General features: G+C 67.7%; 1 protein-coding gene. It reads right to left on the minus strand.

The annotated features are described in order from the left end of the window. Positions 1-2 precede the first annotated feature (2 nt). On the minus strand, positions 3-13,154 hold the full coding sequence (locus BBTA_RS31885) for a non-ribosomal peptide synthetase (protein WP_012046638.1): 13,152 nt from the start codon (positions 13,152-13,154) through the stop codon (positions 3-5). Position 13,155: the final 1 nt, after the last annotated feature.

Here is a 13,155-nt window from a genome sequence, read left to right on the forward strand (position 1 = left end):
GGTCATTCCGAAGAGCCACGGCCTAATTTTTTAAGCGCCAACAGTTCCGCAACGTCGAACTGACTCAACTGACTATTTAGAATCAGCTCTGCTAACTGATGGAGCCTCTCATTCGAAAATACCGCAGACAGCCTTATGCGAAGATCGAATTGTCGATCTATCCGCTCCACCAAGGCCACCGCCAGCAGCGAATGACCGCCGAGCGCGAAGAAATTGTCGTGGCGCCCGACGCGCGCCACGCCCAGCAGCTCCTCCCATATACGAGCCAACTCTTCTTCGATCTTGCCCTGCGGCGGCTCGTAGGCCTGCACAGCAAACGCAGCGCCCTCCGGGGCCGGCAGCGCCTTGCGGTCCAGCTTGCCGTTCGGCGTCAGCGGCAGACGCTGAAGATGCACATAGGCCGACGGCACCATGTAGTCCGGCAGCCGCGCCGCAAGATGGCCCCGCAGCTCCTCCGCCCCGATCGCCCCGTCGCTCACATAATAGGCCACAAGACGCTTGTCGCCCGCGACATCCTCCCGCGCGATCACCGCGGCATCGCGCACACCCGCATGCTCCGACAGCCGCGCCTCGATCTCTCCGAGCTCGATCCGGAAGCCGCGGATCTTCACCTGGAAGTCATTGCGCCCGAGATACGCGATCGTCCCGTCGCCAAGCCAGCGCCCGAGATCCCCGGTCCGGTACAGCCGCGCTCCCGCTTCTCCCGAAAACCGGTCCTCCACGAACCGCTCCGCGGTCAGCTCAGGACGGTTCAGATAGCCCCGCCCCACCTGGACGCCACCGATATGGATCTCGCCCGCAACACCGATCGGTGCCGGCTCGCCATGCTCATCCAGAATGTAGATCTGCGTGTTCGAGATCGGACGGCCGATTGGAACGCTCGCATCCGACGCTTCCTTTGCACAGCGCCACGCCGTCACGTCCACCGCAGCTTCCGTCGGACCGTAAAGGTTATGCAGCTCTGTTCCTTCAAGCCGCTCCAGCAACCTCGCCGCCAAGACCGGGGACAGCGCCTCGCCGCTGCACATCACCCGCTTCACGCTCGTGCAGCTACCGGCCTCCGCATACTTCACGAATATCTGCAGCATCGATGGCACGAAGTGCAGCGTCGTGATCCGCTCCCGCCGGATCACCTCCACCAGATAGGCTGGATCCTTGTGGCCCTCCGGCCGCGCCATCACCAGGCGCGCTCCCGCGAGCAACGGCCAGAAGAACTCCCACACCGACACGTCGAAGCTGAACGGCGTCTTCTGTAGCACCGCATCGCCACCATCGAGAGCGTAGGCGTCCTGCATCCACAGCAGGCGGTTCACCACCGCGCGATGACCGTTCATCGCGCCCTTGGGCGTGCCGGTGGATCCAGAGGTGTAGATCACATAAGCCAGATGGTCCGGCGCAAGGCCCACTTCGCTCCGCTCCGGATTGCGCGCCGGCGCCTCCGCCCACTGCGCCGCATCCGCGCCGATGTCGAGCACCGGCACACCGCTGGCCGCAAGCTCGGCCTGCACCACCGGCAGCACATCCAGCGCGCCGCCGCCCACCAGCAGCGCCACCGGCGCGCTGTCCTGAAGCATGAACGCCAGCCGCTCCGGCGGATAGGCCGGGTCCAGCGGCACATAGGCCCCGCCCGCCTTCAGGATCGCCAGCAGACCCACGATCATCTCCGGGCTGCGCGCGATGCAGATTGCAACACGGTCATCGGGCCTGACACCAAGTCCGCGCAGATGATGCGCCAACCGGTTCGCCTGGATGTTCAGCTCCGCATAGCTCAGCCGTTCGTCTTCATGCACCACCGCCACCGCATCCGGCGTCCGCTCGGCCTGCGTCTCGAACAGCTCGTGCACGCACACATCCTGCGGATACGCCGCCGCCGTCGCGTTCCACTCCACCAGGACACGATGACGCTCCGCTTCGGGCAGCACGTCGATCTGCCGCAGCGGCCGCTCCGGTGTCCGCTCCAGCGCCTCGACCAGTCCCTCCAGCGCCGTCGCCATGAACGCACAGATCCGCTCCGGCGCGACCGATGCCGCCACCTGCGCCGTCAGCGTGAAGCCCGCGCCCAGATCGTCCACCGACAGCGTCAGCGGATAGTTCGTCCGCTCCTCCGCGTGCAGGACCTCGATCCCCTCCCACGCCCTGCGATCCGCAGATCCGTCCACCGCGCTGTGCCGGTAGTTCAACAGCGCCGAGAACAGCGGCGCCGGGGCCGCCACCCCGCTGCAGCGCTGTGCCAGCGCCAGCGGCGCATGCTCGTGACGCAGCAACTCCGCAAGATGCCGCTGCACCTCGCGCACGCCCGCCGCAACGCCCTGCTCGCCAACCTCCACCCGCAGCGGCAGCGTGTTGATGAACAGGCCGAGCGCACGGTCCACCCCTTCGCCGCCCTGCAGCCGCCCGAACAGCACCGTGCCGAACACCACCTCGCTGCGTCCACAGCTGCGTGCCAGCAGCTGCGCAAACGCCACATGGAACAGGCTCGCCGCACTCACACCCAGCGCGCGCGCCTGCGACCGCAGCCGCTCCGCAAGCTCAGGCGCCAGTTCGAGATGTGCCTCCGCGATCTCAGACCCGTCGCCCTGCACGTCCAGCAGCCCGAACGGCGCGGTCGGCTCCTCGACCTTGCCCAGCATCTCGCGGAAGAACGTCTCGTGCTGCTCACGGCTCACGCCCAGCCGCGCCTGCGCCACAAAATTCCGGAACGGCAGCGGCGCCGCAAGCGACGCTTCCTCTCCCGCGAGATGCGACGCGATCTCCTCCAGCACGATCTCCAGCGTGGTATGGTCCATCACCAGATGATGGAACTGCAGCAGCAGCAGCCAGCCTCCGCTTCGCGGATCACGCGCGATCACGACCCGCAGCAGCGGCGCCTGACGCACATCCAGCCGGTCATGCCGGGGATCGAACCGCGCTTGCAGTTGCGCTACCCCGTCGTCGCCAGCCGGATCGAGCTCGACCTCTTCCACCGGCAGCGGCGCATGCCGCAACACCACCTGCACCGGCTCCGGCAGCTCCTCCCACAGCACCGCCGTCCGCAGGATGTCGTGACGGCCGATCACCGCATCGAACGCCGCCAGAAAACCGTCCAGCCGCGCCCGGCTGTCGAATCCGAGTAAGCCGGACAACAGATAGACGTCGCCCTCTCCCCCCAGCAGATGGTGGAACAGGATGCCTTCCTGCAGCGGCGCCAGCGGATAGATGTCCTGGATGTTGGCACAGCCGCCCGGCACCGCAGCCGCGATGCGATCGATCTCCACCTGGCTCAGCGTCACCAGCGGCAGCATCTCCGGCGTGATCCGCTCGCAGCCCGCGGGGATCAGGTTGGCCGGCACCGCAACCGTAACCGCGCCACCCCCGCCTGCGGCCGCCAGCGCCGCAAGGCTCGGCGTCGCGAACAAGGTGCGGATATCAGCCGCGATCCCCGCCCGCCGCATCCGCTCCACCAAGGTCACCGCCAGCAGCGAGTGCCCACCGAGCGCGAAGAAATTGTCGTGGCGCCCGATCCGCTCGACACCGAGCAGCTCCGACCAGATCCGGGCGATCGCCTCCTCGGTCTCGCCCTGCGGCGGCTCGTAGGCCTGCACCGCAAACGCAGCGCCCTCCGGGGCCGGCAGCGCCTTGCGGTCCAGCTTGCCGTTCGGCGTCAGCGGCAGGCGCTCGAGATGCACATAGGCCGACGGCACCATGTAGTCCGGCAGCCGCGCCGCAAGATGGCCCCGCAGCTCCTCCGCCCCGATCGCCGCGTCGCTCACATAGTAGGCCACCAGGCGCTTGTCGCCCGCGACATCCTCCCGCGCGATCACCGCGGCATCGCGCACATCCGCATGCTCCGACAGCCGCGCCTCGATCTCTCCGAGCTCGATCCGGAAGCCGCGGATCTTCACCTGGAAGTCGTTGCGCCCGAGATACGCGATCGTTCCGTCTTCAAGCCAGCGCCCGAGATCCCCGGTCCGATATAGCCGCGCTCCGGCTTCTCCCGAAAACCGGTCCTCCACGAACCGCTCCGCCGTCAGCTCAGGACGGTTCAGATAGCCCCGCCCCACCTGGACGCCACCGATATGGATCTCGCCCGCAACACCGATCGGCACGGGATCGCCATGCTGATCCAGGATGTAGATCTGCGTGTTCGAGATCGGACGGCCGATTGGAACGCTCGCATCCGACGCTTCCTTTGCACAGCGCCACGCCGTCACGTCCACCGCAGCTTCCGTCGGACCGTAAAGGTTATGCAGCTCTGTTCCTTCAAGCCGCTCCAGCAACCTCGCCGCCAAGACCGGGGACAGCGCCTCGCCGCTGCACATCACCCGCTTCACGCTCGTGCAGCTACCGGCCTCCGCATACTCCACGAATATCTGCAGCATCGATGGCACGAAGTGCAGCGTCGTGATCCGCTCCCGCCGGATCACCTCCACCAGATAGGCTGGATCCTTGTGGCCCTCCGGCCGCGCCATCACCAGCCGCGCTCCCGCGAGCAACGGCCAGAAGAACTCCCACACCGACACATCGAAGCTGAACGGCGTCTTCTGTAGCACCGCATCGCCACCATCGAGAGCGTAGGCGTCCTGCATCCACAGCAGGCGGTTCACCACCGCGCGATGACCGTTCATCGCGCCCTTGGGCGTGCCGGTGGATCCAGAGGTGTAGATCACATAAGCCAGATGGTCCGGCGTGAGACCGACCTCGCTCCGCGCCGGATTGCGCGCGGGCGCCTCCGCCCACTGCGCCGCATCCGCGCCGATGTCGAGCACCGGCACGCCGCTGGCCGCAAGCTCGGCCTCCACGACCGGCAGCACATCCAGCGCGCCGCCGCCCACCAGCAGCGCCACCGGCGCGCTGTCCTGAAGCATGAACGCCAGCCGCTCCGGCGGATAGGCCGGGTCCAGCGGCACATAGGCCCCGCCCGCCTTCAGGATCGCCAGCAGACCTACGATCATCTCCGGGCTGCGCGCGATGCAGATCGCAACACGGTCATCCGGCTTGACGCCGAGCTTGCGCAGATGATGCGCCAGCCGGTTCGCCTGGGTGTTCAGCTCCGCATAGCTCAGCCGGCGCTCCTCATGCACCACCGCCACCGCATCCGGCGTCCGCTCCGCCTGCGCCTCGAACAACTCGTGCACGCACACATCCTGCGGATAATCCGCCGCCGTCGCGTTCCACTCCACCAGGACGCGATGACGCTCCGCTTCGGGCAGCACGTCGATCTGCCGCAGCGGCCGCTCCGGTGTCCGCTCCAGCGCCTCGACCAGCCCCTCCAGCGCCGTCGCCATGAACGCACAGACCCGCGCCGCCGCGACCGATGCCGCCACCTGCGCCGTCAGCGCAAAGCCCGCGCCCAGATCGTCCACCGACAGCGTCAGCGGATAGTTCGTCCGCTCCTCCGCGTACAGGACCTCGATCCCCTCCCACGCCCTGCGATCCGCAGATCCGTCCACCGCGCTGTGCCGGTAGTTCAGCAGTGCCGAGAACAGCGGCGCCGGGGCCGCCACCCCGCTGCAACGCTGTGCCAGCGCCAGCGGCGCATGCTCATGACGCAGCAGTTCCGCAAGATGCCGCTGCACCTCGCGCACGCTCGCTGCAACACCCTGCTCGCCGACCTCCACCCGCAGCGGCAGCGTGTTGATGAACAGGCCGAGCGCACGGTCCACCCCTTCGCCGCCCTGCAGCCGCCCGAACAGCACGGTGCCGAACACCACATCGCTGCGTCCACAGCTGCGCGCCAGCAGTTGCGCAAACGCCACATGGAACAGGCTCGCCGCGCTCACACCCAGCGCGCGCGCCTGCGACCGCAGCCGCTCCGCAAGCTCAGGCGCCAGTTCGAGATGTGCCTCCGCGATCTCAGACCCGTCGCCCTGCACGTCCAGCAGCCCGAACGGCGCGGTCGGCTCCTCGACCTTGCCCAGCATCTCGCGGAAGAACGTCTCGTGCTGCTCACGGCTCACGCCCAGCCGCGCCTGCGCCACAAAACTCCGGAACGGCAGCGGCGCCGCAAGCGACGCTTCCTCTCCCGCGAGATGCGCCTGGATCTCCTCCAGCACGATCTCCAGCGTGGTATGGTCCATCACCAGATGATGGAACTGCAGCAGCAGCAACCAGCCTCCGCTCCGCGGATCACGCGCGATCACGACCCGCAGCAGCGGCGCCTGACGCACATCCAGCCGGTCATGCCGGGGATCGAACCGCGCTTGCAGTTGCGCTACCCCGTCCCCGCCGCCCGCATCCAGCTCGACCTCTTCCACCGGCAGCGGCGCATGCCGCAACACCACCTGCACCGGCTCCGGCAGCTCCTCCCACAGCACCGCCGTCCGCAGGATGTCGTGACGGCCGATCACCGCATCGAACGCCGCCAGGAAACCGTCCAGCCGCGCCCGGCTGTCGAATCCGAGTAAGCCGGACAACAGATAGACGTCCCCCTCCCCGCCCAGCAGATGGTGGAACAGGATGCCCTTCTGCAGCGGCGCCAGCGGATAGATGTCCTGGATGTTGGCGCTGCCGCCCGGCACAGCCGCCGCGATGCGATCGATCTCCGCCTGGCTCAGCGCCACCAGCGGCAGCATCTCCGGCGTGATCCGCTCGCAGCCCGCCGGGATCAGGTTGGCCGGCACCGCAACCGTAACCGCGCCACCACCGCCTGCTGCCGCCAGCGCCGCAAGGCTCGCCGTCGCGAACAGGGTGCGGATATCAGCCGCGATCCCCGCCCGCCGCATCCGCTCCACCAAGGTCACCGCCAGCAGCGAGTGTCCGCCGAGCGCGAAGAAATTGTCGTGGCGCCCGATCCGCTCGACACCGAGCAGCTCCGCCCAGATCCGGGCGATCGCCACCTCGGTCTCGCCGTGCGGCGGCTCGTAGGCCTGCACCGCAAACGCAGCGCCCTCCGGCGCCGGCAGCGCCTTGCGGTCCAGCTTGCCGTTCGGCGTCAGCGGCAGGCGCTGAAGATGCACATAGGCCGACGGCACCATGTAGTCCGGCAACCGCGCCGCAAGATGGCCCCGCAGCTCCTCCGCCCCGATCGCCGCGTCGCTCACATAGTAGGCCACCAGACGCTTGTCGCCCGCGACGTCCTCCCGCGCGATCACCGCGGCATCGCGCACTGCCGCATGCTCCGACAGCCGCGCCTCGATCTCGCCGAGCTCGATCCGGAAGCCGCGGATCTTCACCTGGAAGTCGTTGCGCCCGAGATACGCGATCGTTCCGTCTTCAAGCCACCGCCCGAGATCCCCGGTCCGATATAGCCGCGCGCCCGCCTCGCCAGAGAACCGGTCCTCCACGAACCGCTCCGCCGTCAGCTCAGGACGGTTCAGATAGCCCCGCGCAACGCCGGCGCCACCGACGCAGATCTCGCCCGCAACACCGATCGGCGCAGGCTGACCATATGCATCAAGAATGTAGACCTTGAGATCCCGGATCGGTTGCCCGATCGGGCTCGCGCCGTACCTGTCCGCATCGGCTGCCTGGAGCGCATAGTATGTGACATGGACCGTCGTCTCGGTGATCCCGTACATGTTGATCAGGCTCGTCGCCTGATTGGCCTCGCGGCGGTACCAAGGCTTCAGGGCCGCAGGCTCCAGCGCCTCACCGCCAAAGATCACAGTGCGCAGATGATGTGTCTCCACCGCCTCGGCTTGAGCGGCGATCAATTGCCGGAACGCGCTCGGCGTCTGGTTCAGGACCGTCACCCGCTCGCGGCAGAGGAGATGATAAAAATCGTCCGGAGATCGCGCCGTCAGCTGCGGCACCACCACCAGCCGACCGCCATAAAGCAGCGCTCCCCAGATCTCCCACACCGAGAAGTCGAATGCATAGGAATGAAACAAGGTCCAGACATCGGCCGGGCCGAACTGGTACCAATGCTCCGTCGCGTGGAAGAGCCGGGCAACGTTCCGATGCTCGACCATCACCCCCTTGGGCTGACCGGTCGATCCGGAGGTGTAGATCACATAAGCGAGGTGACTCGCCGCGAGCCCGATGTCGCTCCGCTCCGGATTGCGCGCGGGCGCCTCCGCCCACTGCGCCGCATCCGCGCCGATGTCGAGCACCGGCACGCCGCTGGCCGCAAGCTCGGCCTCCACCACCGACAACGCTGCCTGCGCGCTGCCGCCCACCAGCAGCGCCACCGGCGCGCTGTCCTGCAGCATGAACGCCAGCCGCTCCGGCGGATAGGCCGGATCCAGCGGCACATAGGCCCCGCCCGCCTTCAGGATCGCCAGCAGACCTACGATCATCTCCGGGCTGCGCGCGATGCAGATCGCCACACGGTCATCCGGCTTCACGCCGAGCTTGCGCAGATGATGCGCCAACCGGTTCGCCTGGATGTTCAGCTCCGCATAGCTCAGCCGGCGCTCCTCATGCACCACCCCCACCGCATCCGGCGTCCGCTCCGCCTGCGCCTCGAACAGCTCGTGCACGCACACATCCTGCGGATAAGCCGCAGCCGTCGCGTTCCATTCCACCAGGACACGATGACGCTCTGCCTCGGGCAGCACATCGATCTGCCGCAACGGCCGCTCCGGTGTCCGCTCCAGCGCTTCGACCAGTCCCTCCAGCGCCGTCGCCATGAACGCACAGACCCGCTGCGCACCGACCGCCGCCTCGACCTGCGCCGTCAACGCAAAGCCCGCGCCCAGATCGTCCACCGACACCGTCAGCGGGTAGCTCGTCCGCTCCTCACCCCCGAGCCCCTTGATGCCTTCCAAACCACCCGATCCGGTCCCCGAACCCGATCCGCTGTGCCGGTAGTTCAGCAGCGCCGAGAACAACGGCGCCGGCGGCGTAACCCTGCTGCAGCGCTGCGCCAGCGCCAGCGGCGCATGCTCGTGACGCAGCAGCTCCGCCAGCCGGATCTGCACGGCTCGCGTCGCATCCGCAGCTCCTGTCTCGTCGATGCAGATCCGCACCGGCAACGTGTTGATGAACACTCCGGGCGTACGCTCCGCACCCTCTCCGCCCTGCAGCCGCCCGAACAGCACCGTCCCGAACACCACCTCGCTGCGCCCGCAGCTCCGCGCAAGCAGCTGCGCAAATGCCACGTGGAACAGGCTCGCCGCGCTCACGCCCAGTACCCGCGCCTGCCGCCGCAGCCGCTCCGCGAGCTCGCTCGACAAGACCTGACGAGCCTCTTCCACCGACGAGCCGTCGCCCTGAACGTTCAGCAGCCCGAACGCGGCCGTCGGCTCCTCGACCTTGCCCAGCATCTCGCGGAAGAACGTCTCGTGCTGCTCACGGCTCATCCCCAGCCGTGCCTGCGCCACAAAACTCCGGAACGGCAGCGGTGCCGCAAGCCGCTCCGCCTCGCCACGCAGATGCGACGCAATCTCCTCCGACAAAATCTCCAGTCCGGTATGGTCCATCACCAGATGATGGAACTGCAGCAGCAGCAGCCAGCCTTCGCTCCGCGGATCACGCGCGATCACGCCCCGCAGCAACGGCGCTCGCCGCACATCCAGCCGGCAACGCCGCGCATCGAACCGCGCGCGCAGCTGCGCCGCCCTGTCCCCGCCGCCCACATCGAGCTCGACCTCTTCCACCGGCAGCGGCGCATGCCGCAGCACCACCTGCACCGGCTCCGGCAGATCCTCCCACAGCACCGCCGTCCGCAGGATGTCGTGACGGCCGATCACCGCATCGAACGCCGCCAGAAAACCGTCCAGCCGCGCCCGGCTGTCGAAGCCGAGCAAGCCGGACAACAGATAGACGTCCCCCTCTCCCCCCAGCAGATGGTGGAACAGGATGCCCTCCTGCAGCGGCGCCAGCGGATAGATGTCCTGGATGTTGGCGCTGCCGCCCGGCACAGCCGCTGCGATGCGATCGATCTCCGCCTGGCTCAGCGTCACCAGCGGCAGCATCTCCGGCGTGATCTGGCCGCAGCCCGCGGGGATCAGGTTGGCCGGCACCGCAACCGTAACCGCGCCACCCCCGCCTGCGGCCGCCAGCGCCGCAAGGCTCGGCGTCGCGAACAAGGTGCGGATATCTGCCGCGATCCCCGCCCGCCGCATCCGCTCCACCAAGGTCACCGCCAGCAGCGAGTGCCCGCCGAGCGCGAAGAAATTGTCGTGACGACCGATCCGCTCGACACCGAGCAGCTCCGACCAGATCCGGGCGATCGCCGCCTCGGTCTCTCCTTGCGGCGGCGCATAGACCTGCACCGCGAACGCAGCGCCCTCCGGGGCCGGCAGCGCCTTGCGGTCGAGCTTGCCGTTCGGCGTCAGCGGCAGACGCGCCAGATGCACATAGGCCGACGGCACCATGTAGTCCGGCAGCCGCGCCGCAAGATGGCCCCGCAGCTGCTCGGCTCCGATCGCCGCGTCGCTCACATAGTAGGCCACCAGACGCTGGTCGCCCGCGACATCCTCACGCGCGATCACCGCGACATCGCGCACACCCGTATGCTCCGACAGCCGCGCCTCGATCTCCCCGAGCTCGATCCGGAAGCCGCGGATCTTCACCTGGAAGTCATTGCGCCCGAGATAGGCGATCGTCCCGTCGCTAAGCCAGCGCCCGAGATCCCCGGTCCGGTACAGCCGCGCGCCCGCCTCGCTCGAGAACCGGTCCTCCACGAACCGCTCCGCCGTCAGCTCGGGACGGTTCAGATAGCCGCGCGCAACGCCGGCTCCGCCGATGTAGATCTCGCCGGCAACACCGATCGGTACCGGCTCGCCATGCCCATCCAGGATGTAGATCTGCGTGTTCGAGATCGGACGGCCGATATGCAGCACCGCCTCATCAGCCCCGAGCAAACCGGACGTGGCCACCACCGTCGTTTCCGTGGGACCGTAATTGTTGACCAGCGCGAATGGCAGCGCCTTGGGCAGCTTCCGCAAACGGTCGCCCCCCGTCAGCAGAACACGCAGATGCCGGTTCACGAGCCCCTGCGACAGCACAAACTCCGCCATCGGTGTCGGCAGGAAGCTCACGTCCAGCGGCTGCGTCTGCCACCAGGCCATCAGCGCTTCGGGATCCCGCGCCGTCTCAGGCCGCGGCACCACCAGCACGCCGCCGCAACACAGCGCCGGCCACACTTCCCAGCTCGAAGCGTCAAAGCTCAAACCAGCTACCAAGGAGCTGTGCGTCCCCGGATGCAGCGCGAAGGCCTCGCAGTGCCAATGCACTAGGTTGGCGAGACCGCGGTGCTCGACCATCACCCCCTTGGGCTGACCGGTCGATCCGGAGGTGTAGATCACATAAGCGAGATGATCAGGCGCAAGGCCCACTTCGCTCCGCTCCGGATTGCGCGCGGGCGCATCGACCCACTGCGCCGCATCCGCGCCGATGTCGAGCACCGGCACGCCGCTGGCCGCAAGCTCGGCCTCCACGACCGGCAGCACATCCAGCGCGCCGCCACCCACCAGCAGCGCCGCCGGCGCACTGTCATGAACCATGAACGCCAGCCGCTCCGGCGGATAGGCCGGGTCCAGCGGCACATAGGCCCCGCCCGCCTTCAGGATCGCCAGCAGACCCACGATCATCTCCGGGCTGCGCGCGATGCAGCTCGCCACACGATCGTCCGGCCTGACGCCGAGCTTGCACAGATGATGCGCCAGCCGGTTCGCCTTGGTGTTCAGCTCCGCATAGCTCAGCCGTTCGTCCTCATGCACCAACGCAATCGCATCCGGCGTCCGCTCGGCCTGCGCCTCGAACAGCTCGTGCACGCACACATCCTGCGGATAATCCGCCGCCGTCGCGTTCCACTCCACCACGACACGATGACGCTCCGCGTCATCCTGCAACGGCAAACGATCCACCGCCGCATGCTCGTCCGTCACCATCCCGTCCAGCAGCCGGACAAGGTACCCGACCCAGCGCTCGATCGTCTCGCGATCGAACAGCGCGGTCGCATATTCCAGCCCGCCGCTGATCGTCCCACCTGCCTCCGCCAAGCTCAGCGTCAGGTCGAACTGCGCGCTCACACGCGGCACCTCCACCGCTTCCAGCCGCAGTTCCCCGAGGTCGAGACGTCCTGCCAACATGTCCTGCCAAGCCAGCGCCACCTGGAACAGCGGCGCGTGGCTCAGGCTCCGCGACGGCTGCAACAGCTCCACCACCTGCTCGAACGGCAGATCCTGATGCTCTTGCGCCGCCACCGTCCGCGCCTTCACCCGTGCCAGAAGCTCACTCACCGACGGCGAGCCGGACAGATCGACACGCAGCGCCAGCGTGTTCACGAAGAATCCGATCAGCGCCTCGATCTCGGCTCGTCCACGGTTCGCAACCGGGCTGCCGATCACCACATCCTCCTGCCCCGACAACCGCGACAGCAGTGCTGCCCAACCTGCCAGCAGCGTCATGTATAACGTCGTGCCGTGGTGATGGCTCAGCGCCTTCAATGCGCTGGTCAGCCTCGCATCCAGCCGCACCGGCACCACGGCCCCGGCATGGTCCTGCTCCGGCGGACGCGGACGATCCCAGGGCAGTTCCAGAAGCGCAGGCGCGCCCGCAAGCGCCTCCTTCCAATAAGCGCCCTGGCGCGCCAGCCCCTCACCCGACAGCCACCGCCGCTGCCAGACCGCGTAGTCGCCGTATTGGATCGCCAACGCCGGCAGCGGATCGGTCTCGCCACGCGCGAACGCCGCATACAGCAGGCTCAGCTCACGCGTTAGCACGCTCATCGACCAGCCATCCGACACGATGTGGTGCATCGTCACCAGCAGCACGTGCTCGTCGGCATCCAATCGCACCAGCCGGCCCCGGATCGGCGGACCACGCTCAAGATCGAACGGCGCGGTCGCTTCCACAGCCACCAGTCGCTGCAACTCGCCTTCCGCATCCGCCATGCTCCGGAGGTCGTGCTCGCTCAAGGCAAAGCCCGCCTCCGCCGCAGCAACCTGCTGCACCGGCACGCCATCATCACCTTGCACAAACACCGTTCGCAGCGCCTCATGCCGCGCCACGATCCGGTCCAGCGCGCGCACCAGCGGCTCTCGCTCAAGCCTCCCGATAAGCCGCAATCCAGCGGCTATGTGATAGGCCGTGCTCGCTTCCTCGAAACGAGACAGAAACCACAGCCGCTGCTGCGCAAACGACAGAGGGATAACTCCAATTCGTTCGGTCGAAATTATCGGCGGCAGTGCATTTCGACTCTTTAAGCCTTTTGACCGTGCCAGCCGAACCAACTGTTCGCGCTGCGAAAGGCTCGACCGATATAGCTCTGTCGTGTGGACTGACATC

This window comes from Bradyrhizobium sp. BTAi1 (assembly GCF_000015165.1).
In the GTDB taxonomy this organism is placed as follows: domain Bacteria; phylum Pseudomonadota; class Alphaproteobacteria; order Rhizobiales; family Xanthobacteraceae; genus Bradyrhizobium; species Bradyrhizobium denitrificans.